The following is a 26,100-nucleotide window of genomic DNA, read 5'->3' as shown; positions in this document are numbered from 1 at the left end:
CCTCCACCCTCACGGAGAATCGAACGCTGGGTGCCGGGCGCCCGAGTGCGCTCCGGCGGCATCGCCGCAACCGCACCCGAGGTGTATCCCCCCAGCCAGAGAGCCCTTCTTCATGCGCTTCCTGAACGACCTCAAGCCCTCGTACGACCTCACGTACGACGACGTCTTCATGGTCCCCAGCCGTTCCGCCGTGGGCTCCCGGCAGGGCGTCGACCTCTCCTCCAACGACGGCACCGGCACCACCATCCCGCTGGTCGTGGCCAACATGACCGCCATCGCCGGCCGCCGGATGGCCGAGACCGTGGCCCGCCGCGGCGGCCTGGTCGCCATCCCGCAGGACATCCCCACCGAGGTCATCGCCGAGGTCGTCTCCTGGGTCAAGCAGCGCCACCTCGTCTTCGACACCCCGATCACGCTCGCCCCCGGCGCCACCGTGGCCGAGGCGATGTCGCTGCTGCCCAAGCGCGCGCACGGCGCCCTCGTGGTGGTCGAGGACGGCAGGCCGGTCGGCGTGGTCACCGACTCCGACTGCCAGGGCGTGGACCGCTTCACCAGCCTGGCCGACATCATGTCCCGCGAGCTGCTGGTGCTGGACGAGGGCATCGACCCGCGGACCGCCTTCGACAAGCTCACCGAGGCGCACCGCAAGCTCGCCCCCGTCGTGGACGGCGAGGGCCGGCTGGTCGGCATCCTCACCCGCAAGGGCGCGCTGCGCGCCACCCTGTACACCCCGGCCGTGGACGCGGCCGGCAAGCTGCGGATCGCCGCCACCGTCGGCATCAACGGCGACGTCGCGGGCAAGGCCAAGGCGCTGATCGACGCCGGTGCCGACGTGCTGGTCGTCGACACCGCGCACGGCCACCAGGAGTCCATGATCAGCGCGCTGCGCGCGGTGCGCGGCCTGGACCCGCAGATCCCGATCGTGGCCGGCAACGTGGTCTCCGCCGCCGGCGTCCGCGACCTGGTCGAGGCGGGTGCCGACATCCTCAAGGTCGGCGTCGGCCCCGGCGCCATGTGCACCACCCGGATGATGACCGGCGTCGGCCGGCCGCAGTTCTCCGCCGTCCTGGAGTGCGCCGCCGAGGCCCGCCGGCTCGGCAAGCACGTCTGGGCCGACGGCGGCGTGCGCCACCCGCGCGACGTCGCGATGGCGCTGGCCGCCGGCGCCTCCAACGTGATGATCGGTTCCTGGTTCGCCGGGACCTACGAGTCCCCGGGCGACCTCCAGACCGCCGCCGACGGCCGCCAGTACAAGGAGAGCTTCGGCATGGCCTCGGCCCGCGCGGTGAGCAACCGCACCGCCCAGGACTCCTCGTACGACCGGGCCCGCAAGGCGCTGTTCGAGGAGGGCATCTCGCACTCCCGGATGTTCCTCGACCCGGCCCGGCCGGGTGTCGAGGACCTGATCGACTCGATCATCGCGGGCGTCCGCAGCTCCTGCACCTACGCGGGCGCCGGCAGCCTGGAGGAGTTCCACGAGAAGGCCATCGTGGGCATCCAGAGCGCGGCGGGCTACGCCGAGGGCAAGCCGCTGCACTCCAGCTGGGCCTGATTGCCGCGGGCCGTCCGGTTCCTCGCCTCGGGAAGCCGGACGGTTGCGGCTGCGGTTGTGCTTGCGGTTGCGGCCGGTGCGGGGGCGGGGTGCCCGGTGCCCGGGAGGGTGTCCTGGCCGTCCTCCGGCCCGGTGTCCCCGGTGCCCCCGTTGGCCCCGGTGTCCCCGGTGCCCGGCTCGGGTGGGAACAGGGACCGGAGCGGGAGCAGCAGGGCGCGGCCGAGCAGTCCGACCGAACCGTCCAGCGCGGTGGCGAAGGCCCGGGCGGCGCCCGGCAGGTGCCGCAGGCCCCACAGGGTCTCGACGGTGCCCCAGGCGCTCTCGCGGGCGGCCCCGACCGACCAGGCGCCGAGCAGGTGGGTGAGCGGCTCGGCGAGCTCCAGCAGGTCGGGCCCGGGCATCAGCTGCTCCCGGGCGGCCGTCTCCACCTCGGCCAGCACCCGGTTGATCCGGCGGTAGTCCTCCTCGACGTCGGCCGGCCCGCAGCCCCGGCGGCGGCAGGTGTCCACGACGGCCAGCGGCAGGTCGTGCTGGATGTGGGCGGTCATTCCGGCCATCGCGAACTGCAGCGGGTGCACGCCCGGGTGGGCGCGCAGCGCGAACAGCGGCCGCCAGCAGGCGGGTGGCTCCTGCCCGGCCGCGTCGGCGGCCACGGCCCGCAGGTACCGCCGGGCGAACACCACGTCCAGCTCGGCCACCGCCGACGGGTCGGCGAAGTACCCGGCGCCCAGCCGTTCGAGGACCGCCTCCGTCACGGTGAGGTAGAGCCGGTCGAAGACCGCCACCCCGTCGGCCGGGGGCAGCGCCGCCCCGATCTCCCGCAGTCGGCCGACCACCTGCTCGATCGTCTCCGCCTCCGCGTTCACCGCCGTCGTACGATCCACCGCCGTGTCGGGCATGTGCCACCCTCCGATGTCGATCGTGCACTGATCGCATCATCGTGACAGCGTGGGCGGGCACTCCAGTGGACGCGGCCCGCGTCCGTCGAGCCGGTGTCGCACCGTCAGGCCGATCCCGCCGTGACATGGCGTCGACTTGGTGACGGCGTTACGGGGTCTTTGCCTATCGCCCACCTCCTGTCATGATCCCTGACCGTGATCAATCGTCGAACCCTGATCGCCGCGCTCGCCGCGGCCCCGGCCCTCAGCACCCTCGGCGCCGCCGTGGGAAGCACCCCCGCGAGCGCCGCCGCCGACCTCTACCCCTCCAACACGGCCCTCTACGCCAGCTCGACCGTGGTCGAGGGCGTGGACTACGGCCGCCGCTACCGCAGGCACCTGATCGACGATCAGAGCCTGCAGAGCCGTACGCCGTTCGTCCGGACCACCGTCATCGCCCCGCACGGCGGCGGCATCGAGGTCGGCACCTCCGAACTGTGCCTGGCCATCGCCGGCTACCACCCGGCCGACCTCACCCCGACCCCGGCCGCCGGGCCGGTGCACGACTTCTGGATGTTCGAGGGCCTGCGCTCCTCCAACAACAGCGAACTGCACGTCACCTCGACCCACTGCGACGACGCGGTGGCCCGCGCCATGTGCGCCGGCAGCCGCAACGTGGTGTCGCTGCACGGCTGCACCGCCGCCCAGGCCGGCCTGGAGGCCGGCGCCCAGGCCGTGCTCGTCGGCGGCCTGAACGCCACCCTCCGGCAGTACCTGATGGAGGAGTTCGCGGCGGCGGGCATCCGGGCCGTGACCGCCTCCGGCGAGGAGGAGATCGCGGGCATCTCCCCGGACAACATCTGCAACCGCAGCCTGCTCGGTATGGGCGCCCAGCTGGAGATGACCACCGACCTGCGGGTCGCGATGTTCGCGCCGGGCAAGAACACCCGCGCCGAGCGGGCGACCAACACCCTGCCGCTGTTCTGGAGCTACACGAACGCGGTCCGGACCGCGATCCAGCGGCTGGAGGCGGGCCAGCCCGTCCTCTGACGGCTCGGGCAGCCGGCTGCGCGCGCCGCAGCCGGCGTCAGCCCAGCTCGTACTCCAGGACGTAGGTGTGGGTGCCGGACTCGTCGACGGTGAGCCGGAACTCCCCGGTGATCCCGGCCGGCTCGCCCGTGCCCGTGCCCGGCACCACGCGTATCGTCGTGCCGGTCGTGCCCCAGGCCGCGTGCTGGAGCACGAACGAGCCCTCGCGCCCGCCCAGTTCACCCGTCACGTGCTCCACCGCGACGTACGAGGCCGGGCTGCCGGTGGGGCCCGCGACCGAGAGCATCCGCACCTCGCTCGCCCCGCTCAGCCCGCCGGTGAAGGTCCTGGCGATGCCGACCCGCCCGAAGGACGCGCCCTCCCGCTCCTCCGTCTCCACCGGCTCGAACGCCGTCAACTCGAACGACCCGCTTGCCCTGCTCCCCATGACACCGTCCCCTCGTCGACCGTCGACATCCTGGGCGGCCGGCTCCCCGCCGACCGTGAACCGAGCCTTGCACACGGCACTGACAATCGCGTCCGGCCGCTTCCCGGAGCCGCCGGCGCGGCCCGGTCACGGCTCCCAGCGGATCGCCAGCACCGCCGCGTCGTCGGCCAGCCCGGCGTCCCCGACCCAGCCGCCGACGTCCGCCAGCACGGAGTCCAGCAGGTCCGCCGGGGTGCTGCCGTGCAGGCCGGGCAGCTGTTCCGTGATCGGGTAGAAGCGGCCCCCGGCGTCCCGGGCCTCCGACACCCCGTCGGTGTGCAGGAGCAGCAGGTCGCCCGGCTCCGGGTCGAACCGCCGGTCCGGGTACGCGTCGCCGGTGAGCCCGAGCAGCCCCAGCGGCGGCGCCGGGAAAGGGGGCCCCAGCTCGCTCACCCGGCCCGCCCGGCGCAGCAGCGGGGGCGGATGGCCGCAGTTCACCAGTCGCACGGGCCCCCGGTCCGGCGCCACGTCGAGCAGCAGCGCGGTGGCGAACCGTCCCTCGTCCCGCTGCCGGGCGGCGAGCGCCGCGTCCAGCCGCTCGGCGAGCCGCCCGGGGTCGGGCTCGGTCCGTGCGGCCTCCCGGAACACCCCGAGGACGTCCGCCGCCGTCTCCACCGCCGGGAGGCCGTGCCCCTGGACGTCCCCGAGCAGGATGCGCACCCCGAAGCGGGTCTCCTCCACGGCGTACAGGTCCCCGCCGATCCGGGCCTCGGCGGCCGCCGCCACGTACCGCACGGCCAGGCGCAGCGGCCCGATCCGCTCCGGTGGCGGGCGCAGCAGGGCCCGCTGCGCCGCCTCGGCCACCGTCCGGACCTGGAACAGCTCGCGCTCGCGGGCCGCCACCAGGACGACGCTGGCCGCGCTGGCCAGGGTCGCGGCGAGCACCGTGATCAGCGCGGTGACGTGCACCCCGGTCGGCAGATCGGTGTTGGTGGACTCCAGCAGCCCGACCGCGAGGACGGCGATCGCCCCGGCGATCAGCGGCACCCGGGCCGTGCGGGTGGCCGCTCCGGCCAGCACCGGCGCCACCGCGAGGACGGGGGAGAGCGTCGTGCCGGGGCCGGTCACCAGATCGGCCACGACGGCGCCGACCAGCAGCGCGAACGAGGCGTACAGCAGCAGCCGGGCGCGTCGCGGCACGTGCAGCGGCGGCATACCGGCCGAGCCGTCGGCGGCGGTCACGCGTCCTCCAGAGCTGAGCGGCTGAGCGGGCCTACCGTCCACTCTGCTCTGCGCCCCCGCGGGCGGCACCTCGGACGAGGACGGCCGGGCGCACCCGACTAGGCTGGGCCGCGAGATGAGACGAAAGAGCCGCCGCCCGGCCTCCCCCCTCCCACAGCGCAACGGCGTGGACCCGGTGCACCTGCGGCTGCCGGCCGAGGGTCCCTGGCCGACCGTTCGCGCCCACCTGGTCGAGCGGCTGCCGGCCGTGGCGGCCGAGCGGATCGACGCGGCGTTGCACGGGCGGGAGATCGTCGGCGAGGACGGGCCGGTCGCGCCCGACGCGCCGTTCCGGCCCGGCGCGCACCTGTGGTTCTACCGGGACCTGCCGGACGAGGTCCGCGTCCCGTTCGACCTGGAGGTGCTGCACCGGGACGATCACCTGGTCATCGTCGACAAGCCGCACTTCCTGGCCACCACCCCGCGCGGCAGGCACGTCGTCGAGACGGCCCTCTCCCGGCTGCGGCACGCCCTCGACCTGCCCGCGCTGAGCCCCGCCCACCGGCTCGACCGGCTCACCGCCGGCCTGGCCATGTTCGTGGTCAGGCCGGAGGACCGCGGCGCCTACCAGACCCTCTTCCACGACCGGCTGGTCCGCAAGGAGTACCGGGCCGTCGCCCCCTACGACCCGGCGCTGAGCCTGCCGCGCACCGTCCGCAGCCACATCGTCAAGGAACGGGGCGTGATCGCGGCCCGCGAGGTCGACGCCCCGCCGAACAGCGAGAGCCGGATCGATCTGCTCGACCACCGCGACGGCCTCGCCCGCTACCGGCTCCGCCCGCTCACCGGACGCACCCACCAGCTGCGCCTGCACATGTGCGGGCTCGGCGTGCCGATCCTCGGCGACCCGGTCTACCCGGTGGTGCTGCCCGAACCGGCTCCGGACGACTTCCGCCGCCCGCTCCAGCTCCTCGCCTCCGCTGTCGAGTTCACCGACCCGCTGACCGGCCGCGAGTGCCGTTTCGAGAGCCGCCGCACCCTGTCCGCCTGGACCGACCCGGAGGGCTGGGCTCTCGGCGCGTCCTAGGTTCGGCGAACGACGGGCCCCTGGGCCCGGTGGCCGATCCGCCGCCCGGCCCGTGGCGCGATCGCGGGGCCGTGAACGCGGCACTGCCCACCGCTCCGCACTCCTCGGGAGTCTCGCGGGCCCCGGGTGCCCGCGAGACCGGCTCACGACCGTGATCACAGGAAGTCGAACGCCGGGATGCCCGACAGGGTCAGGCCCGGACGCCGACGCGGTGCCCGTGGCGGTATCGACCGTGCTGCCGCTGCCGCCGTCGACCCGTTCCGGACGCCGACGATCCGGACCGGCCGGCTCCGAACCCGGAGGCATCCGAGGACGAGTCGGTCTCGTCCGACTCCTGGTCGGAGTCTTCCGGCGCTGAGGCCAGCACGTCGATCCGGCCCATCTGGCCGTGCGAGGAGTGCACCATGTGGTGGCAGTGATAGACGTACTGGCCCGGGTAGTCGCCCCAGGTCATGGCGATCCGGACGGTCTCGCCCGGATTGATCGGGACGGTGTCCTTCAGCCCGGCCTCGGCCGGGCCGACCGGCTCCCCGTCGCGGTCCAGCACCCGGAACCGCACCAGATGGGTGTGGAAGGAGTGGGGGGCGTGGAAGACCCCGGCCGGCTTGCGGGTGAGATGGTTGTGGATCGTCCAGATCTCGCTGGAGCCGAGGGTGGTCCGCACGTCGGTCCGGTCCGGGTCGTACTTGCGCCCGTTGATCCTGGTGTCCGGGAAGGTCGTCAGCCAGAACTCCCGGTGCACCGTCGCCTCCGGGACCGGCGGCAGGGTGGCCAGGACGTCCGGGATCCGGCTACGGTCCTCGGCCTCCCGGGTGATGTCGAAGCGCAGCACCTCGGACCGCTCGGTCTCCAGCGCGGCCGTGTTCTCCAGTACCACCGATTCGCCGACCGGGTAGCGGGCGAAGTCCACCACGATCTCGGCGCGTTCGGCGCCGGCCAGGGTCAGTTCCTCCAACTGCACCGGCCCGGCGAGCAGCCCGCCGTCGGAGGCGATCTGGGTGAACGGCTCGCCGTCGGCGAGGCGCAGCGATACGTGGCGGTTGGGTGAGACGTTGAAGACCCGCAGGCGGTACTTGCGCGCCGCCACCTCGAAGTAGGGCCGCTCCTTGCCGTTGACCAGCATGTGCGGGCACTCGTACGGGTCGGTGTAGACCAGCCTGCCGTCCGTCTCGATCCGGGCGTCCCGGATCAGCAGCGGGATGTCGAACTCGCCGCTCGGCAGCGGCAGGCCGCTCTCGTGCGGGTCGCTGAGCAGGTAGGCGCCGGCCAGACCGCGGTAGACGTTCTCGGCCTCCAGCTGGTGCGCGTGGTCGTGGTACCAGAGCGAGGCGGCCACCTGTTCGTTGGGGTAGCGGTACTCGCGGGTCTCGCCGGGCTCGACGAGGTCCATCGGCAGGCCGTCGTACCGCGACGGCACATTGCCGCCGTGCAGGTGGACGGAGGTGTGCACGCTCAGGTCGTTGGTCTGCTGGACCACCACCTCCCGGCCCTTGACCGCCCGGATGGTCGGACCGGGGAAGCAGTCGCCGTAGGTCCGGACGGTGGTCAGCAGCCCCTTGACGATCTCCACCTCCGTCTCGGCCATCCGCAGCCGGTACAGGTCCGAGGAGTCTGTCCGCGACACCGGACTCAGCACCGGGGGCACCCGCATGGCGTGTTCGAAGGGGACGATCCGGGCGGCCCGCCTCCTGGGCCCCGACCTGGCCGGACCGGCCGGCAGTGCGGCCGGCGCGGCATGGGCCGGGCTCGGTGTGAGGCCCCATGGGAAGAGGGCGACCACAGGGCCGCCTATGGTGGCGGCCCTGAGGAGGTCTCGTCGGTTCAGCATCCTCGGTTTCTCCGTCCAGGACTCGGCGGTCGGTACGCCGCCAAGCGGGTGGTCGCCGGTCGTGGCCTCCGTCCGCCCCGCCCAGCGGCTGCTGCGCCCACGACGGCGCACGGCCGGGCGTTGCGGATCGTGGCAACAGTGCTGCGCTCCGTCACCGCCCATCGGGCTCAGTATCAGTGAGCTTCGTGCGCTCCGCATCGCGACCGAACCTGCCGGGAACCAGGGCGCCCCCCTCGGGACGGCCGGCGGCCACTTGGCGCGGGGGCGGGGGGAGTCCCGGGTGCGCTCCCGGCAGCCGGCCGCGCTCGTCGGACATGGCCGAGGCTTGCCACCGGCGCCGGTCGGTCAGGCGGTGGCCGGCACGACATTGGTGGCGGCGACCGCGGGGCGGACCGCTCTGGCCAGGGCCACGGCATCGCCCTCGGCCCAGATGTGGGTGAAGAAGAGGCGCGGTTCGTCCGTCAGACCGTGGTTGTGGAGTTCGACCAGGTCGATACCGCCCCGCCGCAGCGCCGCGTGCGCCTCCTGGACCTCGGCGGCGACCATGGAGAGGTCGCCGCTGAGCGCGGCCCGTCCCCCGCCGAGCGGCTGGAAGTTGAAGGCCGAGGTCGCGCCCAGGCCGGCCGGCAGGACGTGCCCCTCCTCCATGATGGTCTCGCGGCGGACGAAGACGCAGGCGTAGACGTCCTCGCTGCTCGTGCCCTTGGCGCCCAGCGCGGCATCGATGCCGGCGGTGTCCAGATCGAGGGGGCAGGGCGGGTGGGGCCGGTACGGGTGGGGCGGTGGAGTGCCGGTGGAGTCGAGCGCGGTCCGCAGCCCGCGGGCCAGTGCCGCGGCATCATGGCCGTGTGCGCAGACATGGGTCCACCAGACGTCAGGAGTCTGGGCCGGCAGGTGTTTGTGGATGGCGGTCTGGGCGATCCCGTGGGCATGGAGGGCGTCGGTCAGGGCCGGCAGTTCATCTGCGGTGACCACCAGATCGCCCATCAGCAGCGTGCCGCCGTCGTCGTACTGGGCGAAGGAGACGTGCGAGCCCAGTGCGAGCCCGGGGCTGACGACGACGCCGCGGCTGACCACGTGCAGGTCGTGCCGGGGGAAGGGCGTGTGGTGGTAGGTCCCGCGGATGAGCCGGCCCGGCCGGCCGAGAGCCCGCACGACGTCGACCCAGTCCGCCTCGGTGGTGGGCACCGGGGTGGGCACCGGCACGGCCGGCTGACCACCGCCGGGAGCACGGGCTGTAGCCGACTGTGCGGCGGTGTCACATCCCAGGCCGACCAGCACCGGCGCCAGCCCGGCCGCCGCCAGCAGCGGCCGTCGTGGGACAGTGGGGGGAATACTCTTCCCGGGCGTTCCGTCTCCGATCTTCACAGGCACACCTCCAGAGCCGAAGGCAAACACAGGAGTCGGTCCCCGCGTTGTTGCCACGGCGGTGCGCCGGCACCGACCCCCGTCCGGATCGACCGGTCGGAGTACGCCGGCGGCCGGACGGGCGGCCGGATGGAGGAGCGGGGGCACGGGACGGTAGCCACCCGACAGCGCCACCCGGCACCCTGGGCGATCGGACCCACGACGGCCTCGACCGGCCCGGCCCCGGAAGGTGGAGCGCTCTCCTTCGCGCGTCAGGAATCGGGCGATGCCCAGGTGCCCAGGGACATCTCGGCGGTGATACCCGGGCCGAACCCGGCCAGCAGCCCGTGGTGGCCGTCGAGAGCCGACCTCTCGTCGAACATCCGGGCCAGGGCGTCGAGCACGACCGCACTGGCGATGTTGCCGTACTCGGTGAGGGTGGCCCGGCTGAAGCGGAACGCCTCGGACGGCACCTCCAGGAAGTGGCTCAGGTCGTCCAGGATCCGTGGGCCGCCGGCGTGGACGATGTAGAAGTCCAGCATGCCCACGTCCCAGTGGTGCTGCTCCGCCACCGCACGCAGGGCCGGGCTGAGGGGCTCCATCGTCCCCGGCACCCGTCTGTCCAGCTGGAAGTGGAACCCGGTGGAGCGGACCGCGTAGGAGATCCACTCCTCGGTGTGCGGGATGAGGTAGGAGCCGTTACGCTCCAACCGGATCCCGGTCCCGCCCTCGCCCCGGACCACGGCGGCGGCGATCCCGTCGCCGAACAGGCCGTTGGACAGCAGCGATCCCACGCCCAGGTCGGTGGGCTGGTAGCACAGCGAGCAGAACTCGCAGGCGACGATCAGCACGTTGGCGCCCGGGTAGGCCGAACAGAAGTCATGGGCCCGGTTCACCGCCGCACCGCCGGCCGCACAGCCCAGTTGTGCGATCGGCAGCTGCCGGGTCTCCGGCCGGAAGCCCAGCTTGTTGATCAGCCACGCCGTGAGCGACGGCATCATGAAACCGGTGCACGACACATAGACGATCAGGTCGATCTGTGACGGCTCCACTTGGGCATGTTCGAGGGCCCTGAGCACGACCGTCGGGACGCGGGCCCTGGACTCGGCCTCGAAGACGGCGCTCCGCTCGTCCAGCCCCGGGTGCTTCAGCACCACGTCGATGGGTTGGATCAGATGCCGCTTCCGCACTCTGGTGTTCTTGATGAGGCGCAACGCCAGATCGAGCTGGGGATGGTCGGGGTGGAGTCGGCGTGCCAGTTCGAGGGTTTCCTCGTTGGTGATGACGTGCTCTGGCACAGCTATCGCCGGTTTGCACAGAACGGCCATGGGACTGCCTCCTGACGGGCGGAGTTCCCGGTGCGACCCCGGCCGGGCGGGGAGTTCATCACTCGACGGCAGCCGCTGCGAGCCGGACGCGTCGAGACGGCGAGGCGGCGGGACTCACCGGGCGGGGCCCAACAGCACGGCGGACGAGCCGGCAGGGCGAGGATCGGATGCTCGCCGTGCGGGCGGTCGTGTCGGCCGCGAGTTGGTTCGAGCCACGTCATCCCAATGTACGGAAGGTGGGTTCGGCGCGCACGTCGGCCCGCGCACCTCCGAGGTGCGCGGGCCGACGTGCGCGGCGATGCCGGAAGCGGGGTGGCGGCAGACCGGCGCCGGAGCGTGGGGGCACCGTCACCAGGTGACGGGCAGCGCCAGCGGATAGCGCCAGATCGACGTGGTGTTCCACGCCAGCTCCGCGGCCGGCTTCGCCAGCGCGATCCTGGGGAAGCGCTCCAGCAGGGTCCCGAGGGCGACTTCGAGTTCGGTGATGGCCAGCGGTTGGCCGAGGCAGTGGTGCGCGCCCCAGCCGAAGGTCATGTGGGAGGGGCTGGTCCGCTCCAGGTCCAGCTCGTCAGGCCGGTCGAACCTGCGGCCGTCCCGGTTGGCGGTCAGGTAGGAGACGTGCACGATGTCCCCCGCCGGGATCGTCACCCCGCTCAGCTCCACGTCCTCAAGGGCCACCCGGGGGATGCCGACGCCCTTGCGGAAGGGGATGAAGCGCAGCATCTCGTGGATCACCTGGGTGAGCATCTCGGGCCGCTCGCGCAGGACGGCGCGCACGTCGGGCCGGGTGAGGATGGTGTACGAGAGGTTGCCGAGCTCGTACGTCGTGGTGTCCTGGCCGGTGATCAGCAGGACCATGGCCATCACGGTGAGTTCCTTCTCGTCGAGGACCTCGTCGCCGTCGCGGGCCGTGGCCAGGGCGCTGATCAGGTCGTCACCGGGGTTCCTGCGCCGTTCGGCCGTCAGCTCGGCGAAGTACGCCCGCAGGTCGGCTTTGGCCCGCACCGCGTCCGGCTTGTTGGCCAGGCCCACGTTCATCATCGTCCGGGCGTTGGCGCGCAGTTGTGCGCTGTCGGCCTCGGGGATCTCCAGGACCTCGCAGATCGTGATCAGCGGGAGCGGGTGGGCCAGGTGCTCCATGAGGTCGGCCGGGGAGCCCTGGTCCCGCATGCGGTCCAGCAGCTCGTTCACCACGTGCCGGGTACGGTCCCTCATCCGCTCGATGTGGTCGGCCGTGAAGCCCTTGGACACCAGGCTGCGCAGGCGGGCGCTGGCAGGCGGGTCCATGACGTTGATCGCCTCGGCCTGGACGATCGGCTCGGGAGTCATGCGCGGAAAGTCCCGGCCGACGACGGCGTGCCGGCTGAAACGCCGGTCGGTGGTCACCGTACGCACGTCGTCGTACCCCGTGACGAGCCAAGCCTCCCCCTCGCCGTAGGGGAGGCGGATGCGGCTGACCGGTGCCTCGTTCATGAGCTGCCGGAGCGTCGGGTCGAACTCGAGGGCCTCGGCGAAGTCGAACGGGCAGTTCCGTGGGCTGGAGTCGGTGGACATGCGGACCTCCGGGTCTGGGCCGTGCAGGCCGGATGGGAAGGTGGATGGAACGGGCGGAGCACCGGTACCCGCTCGGTCGGCCGTACACACTGGTGGACGTGCGGGACCGCCGGTAATTCATCCGGGCTGATCAGCGGCAGGAGCGCCGGTACCCCGCGGACGGCGATCCGGCAGCGGACGATCCGGCGATCACGGCCGCCGGGTACGGCGTCCCCGTCCGGCCGACCCGGCCCGGGTGGCCCTGCCCTCCACGCACGATGTCGCCCTGGCCGCCGGGCGCCGGTCCGCCGCGGCATCGACCACGTCCCGCACCGGTCTCGGCGGCGCCGCCGACGCCGACACCAGGCCCGCACCACCCACGGCAAACGCCGAGGCCACAGTCCTGGAACCGAACCCCGTCACGTGGACACCGTCGCAGTACTAGGCCCAACGAACGACGGGATCCCCGGCCCGGTGGCCGATCCGCCGCCCGAGCCCGCGGCGCGATCGTGGGGGCATGAACGCAGCACAGCGCACCGCCGCACCGCACGCCGCCCCCGTCGCCCTGGTCACCGGAGCCTCTCGCGGCCTGGGCCTGGCCCTCGCACGCGCCCTCGCCGCCGACGGCTGGCAGCTGGTGATCACCGCCCGGGACGCGGCCGAACTCGCCGCCGCCGCGGCCGACCTGGCCGCCGTCACCAAGGTCGTCGCCCTGTCCGGCTCCGTCGTCGACGACGACCACCGCGCCCACCTGGCCGAGGCCACCGAGGACCTCGGCGGCGCGAGCCTGCTGGTCAACAACGCCGGAACGCTCAACGGCGCCCCCGGCCCCGGCAGGGAGCCGCTGCCCCGGCTGGCCGACTTCCCGCTGCCGGACCTGTCGGAGACCTTCGAGGTCAACGTGCTCGCCCCGATCGCCCTCACCCAGCTCGTCCTGCCCCAGCTGCGCGCCCACGCCGGCGCCGTTCTCAACGTCAGCTCCGACGCCGCCGTGGTGCCCTACCGCGGCTGGGGCGGCTACGGCGCCAGCAAGGCCGCCCTGGACCTCGCCAGCGGGGTACTCGCCCGGGAGGAGACGGAGTTGCGGGTCTGGGCGGTGGACCCGGGGAACATGCGCACCCGGATGCTCCAGGAGGCCGGCCCCGGCGAGGACATCTCCGGCGAGCCGCTGCCCGAGCAGGTGGCGCCGGTCCTGCTCGGCCTGCTGCGCGACCGCAGGCCCTCCGGGCGCTACCGCGCCGCGGACCTGGCCGCTCCGTCCGCGGACCTCGCCGGCCCCGCCGCAGACCTGGCCGTCCCCGCCGAGGACCGGGGCGGGCGATGACGGCACCCGCCGACCTCGACCCCGCCGACCTCTCCCTCGGCCCCGACCTCGTCGTCCCGCCCGAACTCTCCGTCCGCGCACCGGCCGAGGCGTGCGGAGCAGCCCGGGACGGCGTCCGGATGCTGGTCGGCCGACGCGCCACCGGCGGAGTCGAGCACCGCCGCTTCACCGACCTGCCCGAGGTGCTGCGCCCGGGGGACCTGCTGGTGGTCAACAACTCGGCCACCGTCCCGGCCGCGCTGCCCGGCCGGCTGCCCGACGGCACCCCGGTCGTGCTGCACCTCTCCTCCGCCCAGCCGGACGAATCAGGAGCCCACCTGGTCGAGTTGCGTCGGGTGGTGCCGGGGGAGGCGGCGGCCTACTACCTGCCGGAGGAGTCGCCGGCCCGCCCGGGTCTGCCGGTCTCGCTGCCCGCGGGCGGCGCGGCGGTGCTGACCCGGCCCTTCACCGCCCGCCTCTGGCGTGCCGAATTTGCTCTGCCCGTGCAGCTGTTGCCGTACCTTGAGCTGCACGGCCGGGCGATCCGCTACGGCTACGTGGACCGCGACTGGCCGATCAAGGCCTACCGGACGGTCTTCGCGACCGTCCCCGGCAGCAGCGAAATGCCCAGCGCCGCCCGCCCGTTCAGCCCGGAGGTGGTGGCCCGGCTGGCCGGCCGTGGCGTGCTCCTCGCGCCGGTCACCCTGCACACCGGGGTGGCCTCGCCGGAGGTCCACGAGGCCCCGTACGCCGAATGGTTCCAGGTCCCGGCCGCCACCGCCCGTCTGGTGAGCCACGTCCGGGCCGAGGGTGGCCGGGTGGTCGCCGTCGGCACCACTGTGGTCCGTGCCCTGGAGTCGGCCGCCGCCCCGGACGGCACCGTCCAGGAGGCCCACGGCTGGACGGAGTTGGTCGTCACCCCGGAACGCGGCGTGCACGCCGTGGACGGACTGCTCACCGGCTGGCACGAGCCCCGGGCCTCCCACCTGCTGATGCTCGCCGCCGTCGCGGGCCGCCCGCTGCCGGCGGCCTGCTACCGCGAGGCGGTGCAACACCGCTACCTCTGGCACGAGTTCGGCGACGTCAATCTGCTGCTGCCGGACTGGTCCGGGCCGCTCACCACGGGCGGGACCGGGCCGGCGGCCGTCGCGGCGGCCCGACGTCCGTCCGTCGTTCACACGGGAGGCTGTTCACGCGGGCAGCCGTTCACGCGGGAGGCCGTTCACAAAGGCGGTGTGACCCCCGGGGGCAGTTCCAGCTCGAACCAGACCACCTTGCCGTCCTGGGTCCGGCGGCTGCCCCAGCGGTGCGCGAGCTCGTTGACCAGGTGGATGCCCCGCCCGCCCTCGTCCTCGCCGCGGGCGCGGCGGATCCGCGGCACCTCGGTCTCCTGGTCGGCGACCTCGACGGTGAGCACCCGGTTGCAGTACAGCCGCAGCTGGGTGGGTGATCCGGCGTGCACCAGGGCGTTGGTGATCAGTTCGCTGGTGAGCAACTCGGCCCAGTCGGTGAGTGCTTCGAGCCCCCAGGCGGCCAGCGTCTCGCGGGTGAAGCGGCGCGAGTGGGCGACCATCGCGTGGTCGCCGGTGAGCGGCAGGGTGGCGATCCGGTCCGCGCCGTGCGGGCGGACCTGCGCCATGATGACGGCGATGTCGTCCTCGCCGGTGGTCTCGGTGAGCCGGGACAGGACGGCGTCGCAGGTCTGCTCCAGCGAGCCGCGCCGGTCGGCGACGGTCCGGCAGAGCAACTCCAGCCCCTCGTCCAGGTCCTGGCCGCGGCGTTCGACCAGCCCGTCCGTGTAGAGGGTCAGGATGCCCTCCTCGGGGAGGGTGAACTCGGCGCTCTCGAAGGCGACTCCGCCGACCCCCAGCGGTGTGCCGGACGGCAGTTCGACCAGGCGCGCCCGCCCCTCGGTGTCGGCGACCACGGGCGGCAGGTGCCCGGCGCTGGCCGCGGTGCAGCGGCGGTCCACGGGGTCGTACACGACACAGACACAGGTGGCGAACTGGCCCTCGCCGACCGTCGCGGTCGCCTCGTCCAGGCGGTACAGCACCCGCTCCGGGTCCAGGTCAAGGGTGATCAACGTCCGTGCCGCTGTGCGGAGTTGGCCCATGGTCGCGGCAGCCCGGATGCCGTGGCCCATCACGTCGCCGACGATCAGCGCGACCCGCCCGGAGGACAGCGGCACCACGTCGAACCAGTCGCCGCCGACCTCGCTGACCACGCTGCTCGGCAGGTAGCGGTAGGCGAGGTCCAGCCCGAGCGTGCGGTGCACCTCCTGCGGCAGCAGACTGCGCTGGAGGGTGAGCGCGGTGTCCCGCTCGCGGCGGTAGAGCCGGCCGTTGTCGATCGCCAGCGCGGTGCGGGCGGCCAGCTCCTCGGCCAGCGAGCGGTCCGCCGGCCCGAACGGCACCGGGTTGCGGGTACGGACGAACTCCGCGCCGCCCAGCACGTGCCCGCGCGCCACCAGCGGCACCATCAGGTACGAGTGCACCCCGGCGTCCAGGCTCGGCTGCACCCGGTCCGGCGAGGCGACGATCGGGCGCAACTCCTCCTCGGTCACCTCGGCGACCAGGATCGAACGCCGGGTGCGCAGGCTCTGCGCGTACAGGTCGGCCGACTCCGAGGTCTCGCCCACCAGGTCGGCCGCCCCCTGCAGCCTGCCGTCCTGGCCGGTGCCTCCGACCGCCACCGCCCGCATCAGCACCGGGCCCGCCGCCGGGACCGCCCCGGGTTCCTCGCCGCTGAGCACCGCCTCGCGCAGGTCCACGGTCGCGAAGTCGGCGAAGCGGGGGAGCACCACCTCCACCAACTCCCGGGCGGTGCGGTGCAGATCGAGTGTCGTGCCGATCCGGTTGCTGGCCTCGTTCAGCAGCGACAGCCGCTGCTGGGCGGCCCAGGCCTCGTCCAGCGCCCGCTGCCGGGCGGCGGCCGCGTCACGCTCGCGGGTGAACAGCAGCGCGTTGTCGATCGACACGGCCGCCCGCACCGCCAACTCCCCGGCCAGCGCCACGTCGTCCTCCTCGTACGGGCGCTCGACCAGGGTGCGGTAGAAGCCCGCCACGCCGACCGCGGTGCCGCGCGCGATCAGCGGGACCACCATGAACGACAGCACGTTCTGCTCCCGTACGGCCGCCGTGCGCACCGGGTCATCGGCGAACCAGGCCATCCCCTCCTCGTCCATCCGCGGTACCAGCACCGGCTTGCGGTGAGCCAGGCTCCACGCGTACGGCGAACCGGGCAGGAAGCGGTGCAGGTTGCCGGTGCGATTGATCGGCGCCATGGTCGAGCCGGGCACCGAGTGGAAGGCCATCCGCCGCAGCAGCGCCGAACCGTCCGCCGGGGCTGTCGCCTCGCGCTCGCCGCGGACCAGATCCTCCAGCACCTCCACCACCACCGTGTCCGCCAGCGTCGGCGTCGCGACCTCGGCCAACTCCATGGCGGTCTGGGCGAGATCGAGCGTGGTGCCGATCCGGGCGGAGGCCTCGTTGACCAGCGCCAGACGCTCCTGCGCGGCCTTGGCCTCGCGCAGCGCCTGCTGCCGGGCCAGCACGGTCTGGTGCTGGCGCAGGTACAGCCGGGCGTTGTCGAGCGCGACGGCCGCGCGCGAGGACAGCTCGTCGCCGAGCGTGATGTCCGCCGCCGCGAAGGACTCCCGCGCGCCGCGCCGCGAGTACACCACCATGCCGAGCGTCGTCCCTCGTGCCACCAACGGGGTGATCCGCACCGAGCGCGGGCGGTCGCCGAGGTAGGCCTGGCGGTGGCTCTCGTCGACGCGCTCGCCCAGCATCGGCAGCTCCCAGGACGGCACCACCACCGTGCGCCCGCCGGTCAGCGCCCGGGCGTACGGGGAGTCCGGAAGCAGCTCGTACACGGCGTCCACCGGCAGCGCCTCGGCCGGGTAGAACGCGTCGGCGGAGGCGATCGCCAGTCGGCGCACCCGTACCGGGGCGTCCGGCGCGGGCGGCTCGACGCTCAGACCGGCCGCCAGCTCCTCCAGCCCGAACACCGCGCTGATGTCGGCGACCCTCGGCACCATCGCGTCGACCAGCTCCCGGGCGGTCTGCCGCAGGTCCAGCGTGGTGCCGATCGAGGCGGTCGCGTCGACCAGCAGCGACAGCCGCTCCTGGGCGCGGGCCGCCCTGGCGTCGGCGTGGAACCGCTCGGTGATGTCGATGACCGTGGCGCACACCCCGAGCACCCGGCCGCCACGGTCCTTCAACCGGAAGTAGGAGGCCGACCAGGCGTGGTCGTGGTTCGGATCACCCGGGGTACGGCCGTGCGCGAGGTCGTCGACCACCGGCTCGCCGCTCTCCAGCACCCGGCGCATCACCGCCTCGGACTCGGGGCCGTTGATCCTCGGCAACACCTCGGTGAGCCGCCGGCCCAGCGGATCCTCCATGCCCAGGCCGTTCGCCTCCGCCAGCGCGTCGTTCAGCCGGACGAACCGCAGATCGGTGTCGAACACCGCCATGCCGACCGGGGACTGGGTGAAGAACCCGTCCAGCAGGGCCAGGTCGGCCTGGAGCCGGTGCAGCGTGGTCACCTCGGAGGCGATCGCCAGCACCATCCGGGCGCCGCCCGGGCCGCGGATCGGATGGGTGCGGAACTCCAGGTTCACCAGGTGCCCGTCCCGGTGCCGCACCGGGAACACCCCGGACCACGACCGGCCCGCCAGGATCTCCTGGAACAGCTCGAGCACCTCCGACCGCTGCTCCTCGGCAGCCAGCAGCGTCGCCGCCCGGGCACCCACCGCCTCCTGCGCGGGGTGTCCGAGCAGCGCCTCCGCGTCACTGCTCCAGTGCAGGATCCGCCCGTCGGCGTCGATCAGCGCCGTGGCGATCGGAACCATCAGCAGGGCGTCCTGCTGCGGCTGCCCCGCGCGCTGCGCGTAGTCGTCCACCATGGCCAGAGAACCGTCCCAGAAACCGTCCGGAGATCGTTCCCACCAGCCCTGCCATCTTCGCACGCGGCCCCGGGCGACCGCTCACCGTGGCAGCAGCCGCTCCAGGAGGAACTCCTGCCACCGCTCGGGTTCGGCCCGCAGCGACTGGACCAGGTAGCGCCCGGGCGGCACCTCGACGGTCAGGTACTCGCCACTCTCCAGGGCGTCCGTACCGTCCTGGAACACGTCCACGAGCAGGTACCGCCCGGCGGCCAGCTCGAGGACCGGCCCGTCCTCCCAGATCCCGGAGCGCAGCGCCTCACGCACCAGCGGCCGGACGGCGTCCGAGCACTCGGCGAACAGCGGCCGCACGAACACCCGCTCCTCCGCCAGCCAGCCGACCGGCAACGGCTCCCCGCCCAGCACCAGCACGTCCCCGTGCCCGGGCACCGGATGGCCGACCGCGTACTCCGCGGCCGCGTCCACCACCGCCTCCTCGCAGCCCGCCCACCCCTCGACCGCACCCTCGGGACACAGCACGAAGAACCCCGAGTCGGTCCCGTCCAGCCAGCCCTGCTCCACCGTGATCACGCGGGCATCCTCGCACGTCACCGCCACCACGGGCCGGGCCTGGCCGGTGGCAGCACCTACGGCGGGGCCCTTCGGGGCGACCGTGGTGTGCGGGCGGAGCGGGCCGCGCGCGAGAAGTCGGCCCGGCCGACTTCTCGCGTATCACCGTAGGGCTGTGGGCGTCCGGGCTGGAGGGGTGAGCGCGCCGGGGGGGAATGGCGGTCGGTGGTCGGGCCTGGTTCGGTGCGCGGCGTCGGCGGGGTGTCCGTGGGGCGCGGCACGTGGATGGTCGTGTGGGTCGGCCGGGTGGGCCGGGGCCGCAGGTTGGGCCGCGCCCGCCTCCGGGGGCGGGTGGTGCCGGATGGGGGCGGGGCGTCGGCTGTGCCGATGTGCATGCAGGGCTGTGGTTGGAGTTGGGTCCGGGACACGGGAAGTCGGGTGGGCCGACTTTCCGGGTGCCCCCGGACCAGAGCGGGCTTCGACGGCGCGGGCGGTAGGGACGGGGGAGGGCGGCAGCCGGCACGTCGGGTGGGTTGGTCCGGCGACGGTGGCTCCTGGCGCCACGGCGAGGACCGAACCAGGGGAGCGGGTGGGTGCCGCAGACCACGGAGCGGCCCGACTCCGGGGCCCGAGCGTCGGCGGGGCCGCCGACGCTTGGGCCGACGACCCCGTCCAGGGGGTGTCCGTCACCGGGTGAAGCGCACCTCCGGGTTGGCGGCGCTCGGGCCGTCGAGCAGTGGCTGCGGGACGCCCTTCAGCTGGAGGTCGAGGAACGCCCCGACGTACTGCCGGGTCAGGGCGACGGCGCGCTGACCGGCGATGGTGGTGTCCGGGCCCTTGGGGATGCCGAGCCCGTCGAAGAAGATCGGGAAGTCGGTGAAGCTGCCGTGGTCGGTGCCGTCGATGGTCAGCCAGCGCTTCCAGCCGTCCAGCCGCGGCCAGCTCTTGATCCAGCTGTCGTCCTCGGCGCCGTCGGGGAGCGGGTGGCCGACCATCAGGTACGGCTTGCCGCCGATGCCGGACTCGGGCACCAGGTAGTCCATGCTGCCGTCCAGGTCCACCCCGGCCCGGATGCGGTCGTCGGTGAGCAGGGCCGGGACGGTGGCGGCGCCGCCGGCGGAGTGCCCGGCCATGGCGATCCGGTCGCGGTCGATCAGGCGGGCGTAGCGCCAGGCCGGGTGCGGGCGGTCGGTCAGCTGGTCGATGACGAAGGAGACGTCCTTGGCCCGGCTCGCGTCCAGGGCCGCCCAGGCCTCCTGGGTCCTCAGTTTCCCGCACAGGTCGCAGGGGAGCGTCCGCCCGTCGGGGAAGGTGGTTCCGGTGTTCTCGTAGGTGTGGTCGACCAGTGCGACGACGTAGCCGCGGCTGGTCAGGTCCTCGGCGAGGCTGCTGAGCGAGGCCCGGGGCATGGTGAAGCCGGGCGACAGGACCACCAGCGGGTAGTGGCCGCCCTGTGGGCGCGCCCCGGTCTCGGCCCACGTCCGGGTGCCGGACACCGCCTCGGTCGGGATGGTGTTGCCCGGCAGCTTCCCGTCGAGCAGCGCCCGGGCGGCGGCGGGCGTCATGTACGGGGCGGGGGTGCCCGTCCCGGCGTGCGCGGGGTAGTACATCGAGACCATCAGCTGGCGCGGACCGGCGGAGGGCACCCACGGGTCCGGACGGTTCCGGTCCACCAGGTGCAGGACCTCCTGCCCGACCGCGAACGGCCCCGTCGGGCGGGGGAGTTCGATCCGGGTGGTGACCTGGTCGGTCGGTGCGGCCGAAGCGGTGGCGGCGGGCGGCGCGGCCAGGGCGGGCGCGGCAGCGGCGACGGACAGTGGCAGCGCGAGCAGCAGGGCCGCCGCAGCGGCGGTCGTACGAAGTCGGCTCATGTGAGTGACGGTAGGCGGCGGGAAAGGGAGTTGACCTCCACTCAGCGGTGTACTGATCCCTTCCGGGATGGGTCCATGGCGCCCCTTAGGGGTGGCCTTGAGGAGCGGCGGGCTCGGGCGGGGGCCATCCGAGGGCGGTCGTCCGGGGGCGGTCGTCCGATGGTGGGTCAGCCGGGGAAGCCGTCCGGAGGTCCTCCAGGAAGTCCGCGGCCGCACGGGCGTTGGGCACCGGGAAGGTGAGCGGCAGGCCGGCCGAGTGCGTCCGGATCTCCAACTCGCCGAGTCCGGACGCCCGGGCCGAGCACACCTCCGTCCACCGGTGGGCCTCCGTCGCGGCGAGCGGGTGCGGTGGCCGGTACACCAGCCCGTGGGCCGTCACCGTCAGCCGCCCCCGTCCGAAGCGGACGCTCCCCTCGGTGCGCAGCGTCTCGTGCAGCGCGGACCGGAATCCGGGGGAGAGGCGCTCCTCCAGCTCCCGGAACAGCCCGCCCAGCCCACGCAGGTGCGCCAGCACCAGCGGCTCGTCCGCGCCCGCCGGCCATATTCGCCCGTACTCGTGCACTTCGCGCGGCCCTCCGGGGGAGTACTCCATGGCCTCCACCGCGGACCAGGGCAGCGACTCCTCGCAGCCACCGGCCGAGACCAGCACCAGCCCGCCCTCGTGGACCCGTACGGACCGCGGCCCGCGCGACGGCCGCAGCCGTTCGTACCCCGTCACCGCCACCACCGCGACGGCGGCCAGCAGGGGCGCGGGCCACCAGTCGCCGAGTGTCAGGCAGACCGCCAGGGAGAGGGCCACCCCGCAGGAGTGCAACCACACCCGTGCCGACCGAGACAGCGGCCGGAAGCGCCGGTACACCCGCACCACCGGGCCGAGCCGACCGGCGGAACCGACTGGGCCGGCCGAACCGGCCGGGCCGACCATCTCGGCCGCATCGGTGGCACCGGCCGACCACGCCTGAGTCGGCGACCACGTCACCGCCATGTCGGCCCCCTTTCGCTCGGTGGATTCCCCTGTCGGAACCGCGACTGACGGATCCCCAGCATCGACCGCCCGCCGCCCCTGGCGACAGTGCCAATCAGCACCTTTTGGCCCGAATCGCCCCCGCCATCATCGCGCCCCGGCCGAGAGCTCCCGTCACTGGGGTGGTGACGAACGGGACCGGCGCCTCCCTGGCCGGGCGCCAACGCCTGCCAGGGCACCAACCCCCACCCGGATGCCAACGCCCGCCCGGGCCGCAGCACAACCGTCGACAGCGCAACCATCGACAGCACAACCGCCGGCAGCACAACCGTCACACCGAGCTCCTTCCGCTGCACGGGCCCCTCGGGGGAGCCGCAACCATCGGATGCTCAGGATCGACTCCTCGCCGGGCCCGGCGACAGTGCCGATCGGCACATCCGGCGGAAGGGCGGACCCCCGCGCCCTCACCCCGTCGGCGCGAACCCGTTCTGCAGCCTGCGCAGCAGCGCCGTGCCCGCCGGATCGGCCGACCGGCGGGTGTTGACCAGCACCACCACGCCCACCTGCTTCTCCGGGTCGAAGGCCACGAACGAACGGAACCCGCCCGTGCCCCCGTTGTGCCAGACCTGGAGGTGCCCGCCCTGCTGGGTGTGCAGCCGGTGCCCGAGCCACCCCAGGTGCGTCCAGGCGAACGGGTTGACCCGGTGGCGGGTCTCCCGGGTGAGCGCGATCGCCGGCGACAACGGCGCGTCCGGCGAGCGTTCGGCGGCCAGTTGGGCGCGCAGGAACACCACGAGGTCGGCGGCGGTCGACCGGAGCCCGCCCATGCCGGGCACGGCCGCGAAGCTCCAGTGCGGCACCGGCCGGCCGCCCGGGGTGTGCCCGTGCGCCAGCCGCGCGGACCGCTCCCCGTCCGGCCGCACACAGGTGTCCACCAGGCCCAGCGGTGCGCAGACCTCGCGCGCCACCAACTCCTCGTACCCGACGCCGGAGCGCTGCGCGAGGGCCAGGCCGAGCAGGCCCGCGCCGAGGTTGGAGTAGCGGAAGCTCCGCCCGGGTGCTGCCCGCAGCCGTGTCCGGGCGAGCCCGTCGAGCACCCGCTCGACGGTGCAGTCGGCGTACGGATCGGCCTTGTTGGGGGACAGCAGCGACTGCCTCGCCATGCCCCGGGGAAGCCGGGGGAGCCCCGAGGTGTGGGTGGCGAGGTGCCGCAGGGTGATCGGCTGCGGGCCCTTGGCCGGGACGACGGCCCGCCCGTCCGAGGCCCCGGTGAGCACCTCGGCGAGCGGCTCGTCCAGCCGGACCGCACCGTCGAGGGCCAGCCGCGCGAGCACCAGAGAGGTGAACACCTTGGTGACGGAGCCTATGTCGAACAGGGTGTGCGGCCCGGGCACCCCGCCGCCCGGCCCCGTCCGCCCGGCGCCACGGATCTCCACCTCGCCGCCGGCCAGCCCGGCGACCACCGCCCCGACGTGTCGGTTCGCGAGCCGGTCGGCCGTCTGCTGCACGAGGCAGGCGAGTTCGTTCATGGTCGCGAGCCTAGGCGCCCCGACCGGCCGGATCGTCCGCCCGGAAAACGATATCCACCCCCGCCGATGCTCCCGCGGACGTACGCCCCGCCGGAGCCCGTACACCCTCGGCGCCTCGCCCGTCCCCCTCCGGTCCCCCTGTCGGTCGCCCTCCGGTACCCCCTCGGTCCTCGCTCAGTCCTCCAGCGCCGCCCGCAGCCGGGCCGCGACCTCCGCCGCCCCCGCCTCGTCCGGGTACCGCCGACGCGGCCAGAAGAACCCGCGCAGTCCGTCCTTCGGATTGCGCGGCACCACGTGGACGTGCAGGTGCGGCACCGACTGGCTGATCCGGTTGTTCGCCGCCACGAAGGTGCCCGCGGCCCCCAGACCGCGCTCGACGGCCGCCGCCACCCGCTGCACCCGCAGGAAGAACGGCCCGACCTCGGCGGTCGGCAGGTCGGCCAGCGTCGGGTGGTGGGTGCGCGGGACGACCAGGACGTGTCCGGGGAAGAGCGGCCGACGGTCCAGGAAGGCCACCGCCGCCTCGTCGTCCAGCACCCGGTGCGCCGGCTCCTCGCCCGCCACGACCGCACAGAAGACGCAGTCCATCCGTCCATTCAAACCACCGGTAGCTGTCCCGGCACCCCCGCAAACCGCCGTGGATCCCGCTTCACCCGTCCGGCTGTCGCCCGGGTGCGGCCGCCCCGGTGCCGGGCGCACGGTGGCGCCGGGGGCCGACGGCGGGCGCACCGAGCGTCCGCGGGGAGGCCCCGCGAGGAGGTGGCCCGGATGTCGGGCAAGTTCGAGATCTACCAGGACGCCGGTGGCAAGTACCGGTTCCGGCTCAAGGCGGTCAACGGCGAGATCGTCGCCACCGGCCAGGGCTACGCCAGCAAGGACGCCGCCCACAAGGGCGTCCAGGCGGTCCAGCGGGCCGCCGACGGCGCGGCCGTGGTGGACGTTCCCAAGGCGGTCTGAGCCCCGGCGCGACCTGGACCCGACGCGGCCGGGCCCCAACGCGGCCCGAGCGCGCCGCCCGGCCCCCGCCGCCCGGCCCCCGGCCCGTCCGGACCGGCCGCCGGGCACCCGCGACGAGCGAAGCCCCCCGCCACCCCCGCAGCCCCCGCTGCCTCACTCGTACCGGTACAGCAGCGCCTCCCGCTCGTACCGCTCGATGATCTCCAACGTCAGCGACTCGTCCCGCAGGTGCGAGAGCGTGACCTCCGCCGAACTCGGCTGCGCGTCCGTGGCGAGCCAGTTCTCCGGTTTCCACGCCGAGGACCGCAGGAAGGCCTTCGGGCAGTGCCCGTACACCTCCTCGACGGCGACCACGATCGCGCTGCGCGGCGGCTTGCCGACGGCCGTCAGCTGCCGCAGCAGCTCCGGGTCGGTCGAGACGCAGGCCCGCCCGTTGACCCGCAGCGTGGCGTCCCGGCCGGGGACGACGAAGAGCAGCCCGATCCGGCCGGTCTCCAGGATGTTGTGCAGGGTGTCCAACCGCTTGTTGCCGGTGGCGTCCGGAATGGCCAGGGTGTACTCGTCGAGCACCGAGACCAGCCCGGCCGGCCCGCCGCGCGGGGAGACGTCGCAGCGCCCGGCGGCGTCCGAGCTGGCCACGAACACCAGCGGGGAGCAGGCGATCAGGCGCCGGGCAACGTCGTGCAGGTGGTCGACCTGCTTGCGGCGCGCCTGGTCGCTCGGCCGCTCGTAGATCTCGCGCAGCTGGGCGGGGTCGCTGAGCGCGCCCGCGTGGAGGGCGTCGAACAGGCTGCCCGGCAGGTTCGGCACGGTGGTTGACGAAACGGCAGATTCCGGTGTGGTCGTCATACCGGGAATGTAGTCGAGGCCGCCCGGCGGTCCCCGTCCCGCCGGTGCCCCCGTCACCCTCCGGCGCCCCGCCGCCGCCCTTCGCGAAATCCTCTGCCCACCCCTCCCCACCAGCGGTTTTACGCTCATAATGGGGGCCAGGGACCACTGGGTCGGAGCCCACCACGTCAGCGACCAGCAGATCAGGGACCAGCAGGTCAGCGACCAACAGGTCAGGGACCGGCAGATCAGCGACCAACAGGTCGGCGACCAGCCGGTCAGGGAGACCACCGGGCCGAGGGCCAGCGGGCCCGGGCGAGGGACGCCAGCCGCAGCCGGAGGTGGTGGTCGTGATCGTCAGAATCTGGACCGGGCAGGTCCTGGCCGGGCGCATCGAGGAGTTCTGCGCGCACCTGGCCGCCCAGGTGATCCCGCAGCTCGGGCGGACCGACGGCTGCTTCGGCGGCGAGTTGCTGCGTTCGGTGTCCGAGGACGGGCACAGGGTGCTGGTGCTGAGCCGCTGGCGCGACGAGGAGGCCCTGCGCGGGTACGCGGGGCCGATGTGGCGGATCCGGCCGGTCGGGTCGGAGGGCGAGCTGAGCTACCTCGCCCACCCGCCGGAGGTCACCCACTTCACCTCGATCACCGACCCCACCTCCCCGTGAGCGCCCGCCCACCCCGGGGCGCCGGCCGCACCTCGCTGCTTGCCGCGCATTCCCCGCAGGCCCGTGAAACAGGCCACAGCACGAGGGTCTCCCTGCCGTTGCGCCGTCCGTGGCACAATGACGGCATCAAGCAGTGACGTTCAGCGCACTCCGGGGTCGGTGAAAATCCGAACCGGCGGTTACAGTCCGCGACCCGTCCGCAGCCAGCGGCCGGTTGACCAGGTGAAATTCCTGGACCGACGGTTAAAGTCCGGATGGGAGGCGTGCGCGGGCGGACGAAGAGCAGTACCCGTGGGTC

The 26,100-nt window shown here is 73.7% G+C and carries 20 protein-coding genes, 1 pseudogene and 1 riboswitch; of the genes and pseudogenes, 7 read left to right on the top strand and 14 right to left on the bottom strand.

What is annotated here, in order from left to right; all coding sequences use genetic code 11:
- Nucleotides 1-112 precede the first annotated feature (112 nt).
- Nucleotides 113-1,552, top strand: a complete 1,440-nt coding sequence (locus ACGF0D_RS22990) for a GuaB1 family IMP dehydrogenase-related protein (RefSeq protein ID WP_392879972.1) — start codon at nucleotides 113-115, stop codon at nucleotides 1,550-1,552.
- Here the strand turns inward: ACGF0D_RS22990 and ACGF0D_RS22985 are convergent.
- Nucleotides 1,513-2,451 carry a DUF5995 family protein gene (locus ACGF0D_RS22985; RefSeq protein ID WP_392919004.1) on the bottom strand — a complete coding sequence of 313 codons (939 nt, stop codon included), beginning with the start codon at nucleotides 2,449-2,451 and terminating at the stop codon, nucleotides 1,513-1,515. The two genes, ACGF0D_RS22990 and ACGF0D_RS22985, sit on opposite strands and share 40 nt — an antisense overlap.
- 189 nt (nucleotides 2,452-2,640) lie before the next feature.
- On the opposite strand from ACGF0D_RS22985, the gene ACGF0D_RS22980 reads away from it, so the two are divergent.
- Entirely contained in the window at nucleotides 2,641-3,480 is an 840-nt protein-coding gene (locus ACGF0D_RS22980; protein WP_392880289.1) for a poly-gamma-glutamate hydrolase family protein, read from the top strand.
- A 37-nt stretch (nucleotides 3,481-3,517) separates the two neighbouring features.
- Here ACGF0D_RS22980 and ACGF0D_RS22975 read toward each other — a convergent pair whose 3' ends face one another.
- Both ACGF0D_RS22975 and ACGF0D_RS22970 read right to left on the bottom strand, forming a co-directional pair.
- Nucleotides 3,518-3,907 (bottom strand): DUF3224 domain-containing protein, encoded by a 390-nt coding sequence (locus ACGF0D_RS22975; protein ID WP_392879970.1) that lies wholly within the window; start codon nucleotides 3,905-3,907, stop codon nucleotides 3,518-3,520.
- A 126-nt stretch (nucleotides 3,908-4,033) separates the two neighbouring features.
- A complete protein-coding gene (locus ACGF0D_RS22970; RefSeq protein WP_392879968.1) occupies nucleotides 4,034-5,128 on the bottom strand; it encodes a PP2C family protein-serine/threonine phosphatase in 1,095 nt (364 codons plus the stop codon).
- Nucleotides 5,129-5,243: 115 nt separating this feature from the next.
- Between ACGF0D_RS22970 and ACGF0D_RS22965 the strand changes: the two genes are divergently transcribed.
- Complete coding sequence (locus ACGF0D_RS22965; protein WP_392919001.1) at nucleotides 5,244-6,194, top strand: pseudouridine synthase; 951 nt, start codon at nucleotides 5,244-5,246, stop codon at nucleotides 6,192-6,194.
- Between the two features lie 190 nt (nucleotides 6,195-6,384).
- Here ACGF0D_RS22965 and ACGF0D_RS22960 read toward each other — a convergent pair whose 3' ends face one another.
- The 4 genes from ACGF0D_RS22960 to ACGF0D_RS22945 all read right to left on the bottom strand — a co-directional run bounded on the left by ACGF0D_RS22960 (nucleotide 6,385) and on the right by ACGF0D_RS22945 (nucleotide 12,251).
- On the bottom strand, nucleotides 6,385-8,022 hold the full coding sequence (locus tag ACGF0D_RS22960; RefSeq protein WP_392918998.1) for a multicopper oxidase family protein: 1,638 nt from the start codon (nucleotides 8,020-8,022) through the stop codon (nucleotides 6,385-6,387).
- Between the two features lie 345 nt (nucleotides 8,023-8,367).
- Entirely contained in the window at nucleotides 8,368-9,210 is an 843-nt protein-coding gene (locus ACGF0D_RS22955) for a DUF1259 domain-containing protein (protein ID WP_392918996.1), read from the bottom strand.
- Between the two features lie 431 nt (nucleotides 9,211-9,641).
- Nucleotides 9,642-10,697, bottom strand: coding sequence for a type III polyketide synthase (locus ACGF0D_RS22950; RefSeq protein WP_392918993.1), 1,056 nt, complete (start codon nucleotides 10,695-10,697; stop codon nucleotides 9,642-9,644).
- Between the two features lie 348 nt (nucleotides 10,698-11,045).
- Nucleotides 11,046-12,251: a cytochrome P450 gene (locus tag ACGF0D_RS22945; RefSeq protein ID WP_392918990.1), complete on the bottom strand. Its 1,206-nt coding sequence runs from the start codon at nucleotides 12,249-12,251 to the stop codon at nucleotides 11,046-11,048.
- A 496-nt stretch (nucleotides 12,252-12,747) separates the two neighbouring features.
- Between ACGF0D_RS22945 and ACGF0D_RS22940 the strand changes: the two genes are divergently transcribed.
- On the top strand, nucleotides 12,748-13,554 hold the full coding sequence (locus ACGF0D_RS22940) for an SDR family NAD(P)-dependent oxidoreductase (protein WP_392918987.1): 807 nt from the start codon (nucleotides 12,748-12,750) through the stop codon (nucleotides 13,552-13,554).
- Nucleotides 13,551-14,567: pseudogene (locus tag ACGF0D_RS22935) on the top strand (S-adenosylmethionine:tRNA ribosyltransferase-isomerase); the annotation flags it as partial. The gene ACGF0D_RS22940 and the pseudogene ACGF0D_RS22935, both read left to right, overlap by 4 nt.
- A 188-nt stretch (nucleotides 14,568-14,755) precedes the next feature.
- Here the strand turns inward: ACGF0D_RS22935 and ACGF0D_RS22930 are convergent.
- The 6 genes from ACGF0D_RS22930 to ACGF0D_RS22905 all read right to left on the bottom strand — a co-directional run bounded on the left by ACGF0D_RS22930 (nucleotide 14,756) and on the right by ACGF0D_RS22905 (nucleotide 23,940).
- The gene (locus tag ACGF0D_RS22930; RefSeq protein ID WP_392918984.1) at nucleotides 14,756-18,439 is read right to left on the bottom strand and encodes a SpoIIE family protein phosphatase; all 3,684 of its coding nucleotides are present in this window, start codon (nucleotides 18,437-18,439) and stop codon (nucleotides 14,756-14,758) included.
- A gap of 81 nt (nucleotides 18,440-18,520) precedes the next feature.
- A complete protein-coding gene (locus ACGF0D_RS22925) occupies nucleotides 18,521-19,009 on the bottom strand; it encodes an Imm21 family immunity protein (RefSeq protein WP_392918981.1) in 489 nt (162 codons plus the stop codon).
- Between the two features lie 665 nt (nucleotides 19,010-19,674).
- Nucleotides 19,675-20,859, bottom strand: coding sequence for an alpha/beta hydrolase family protein (locus ACGF0D_RS22920; RefSeq protein ID WP_392918978.1), 1,185 nt, complete (start codon nucleotides 20,857-20,859; stop codon nucleotides 19,675-19,677).
- A gap of 85 nt (nucleotides 20,860-20,944) precedes the next feature.
- Nucleotides 20,945-21,658, bottom strand: a complete 714-nt coding sequence (locus ACGF0D_RS22915) for a hypothetical protein (protein ID WP_392918975.1) — start codon at nucleotides 21,656-21,658, stop codon at nucleotides 20,945-20,947.
- A 629-nt stretch (nucleotides 21,659-22,287) separates the two neighbouring features.
- Nucleotides 22,288-23,352: a serine hydrolase domain-containing protein gene (locus ACGF0D_RS22910; protein WP_392918973.1), complete on the bottom strand. Its 1,065-nt coding sequence runs from the start codon at nucleotides 23,350-23,352 to the stop codon at nucleotides 22,288-22,290.
- A gap of 174 nt (nucleotides 23,353-23,526) precedes the next feature.
- The gene (locus ACGF0D_RS22905) at nucleotides 23,527-23,940 is read right to left on the bottom strand and encodes an HIT family protein (RefSeq protein ID WP_392918971.1); all 414 of its coding nucleotides are present in this window, start codon (nucleotides 23,938-23,940) and stop codon (nucleotides 23,527-23,529) included.
- Nucleotides 23,941-24,120: 180 nt separating this feature from the next.
- Between ACGF0D_RS22905 and ACGF0D_RS22900 the strand changes: the two genes are divergently transcribed.
- Nucleotides 24,121-24,309, top strand: a complete 189-nt coding sequence (locus tag ACGF0D_RS22900) for a YegP family protein (protein WP_392918969.1) — start codon at nucleotides 24,121-24,123, stop codon at nucleotides 24,307-24,309.
- Between the two features lie 153 nt (nucleotides 24,310-24,462).
- Here the strand turns inward: ACGF0D_RS22900 and ACGF0D_RS22895 are convergent, their stop codons facing one another.
- A complete protein-coding gene (locus tag ACGF0D_RS22895; protein ID WP_392918967.1) occupies nucleotides 24,463-25,158 on the bottom strand; it encodes an MSMEG_1061 family FMN-dependent PPOX-type flavoprotein in 696 nt (231 codons plus the stop codon).
- A 329-nt stretch (nucleotides 25,159-25,487) separates the two neighbouring features.
- Between ACGF0D_RS22895 and ACGF0D_RS22890 the strand changes: the two genes are divergently transcribed.
- A complete protein-coding gene (locus ACGF0D_RS22890; RefSeq protein WP_392918965.1) occupies nucleotides 25,488-25,802 on the top strand; it encodes an antibiotic biosynthesis monooxygenase family protein in 315 nt (104 codons plus the stop codon).
- Nucleotides 25,803-25,944: 142 nt separating this feature from the next.
- Nucleotides 25,945-26,072: riboswitch (FMN riboswitch) on the top strand.
- Nucleotides 26,073-26,100: the final 28 nt, after the last annotated feature.

It is taken from the genome of Kitasatospora sp. NPDC048298 (assembly GCF_043201465.1).
Classification (GTDB): domain Bacteria; phylum Actinomycetota; class Actinomycetes; order Streptomycetales; family Streptomycetaceae; genus Kitasatospora.
This window is presented reverse-complemented; position numbering and strand designations above follow the sequence as displayed.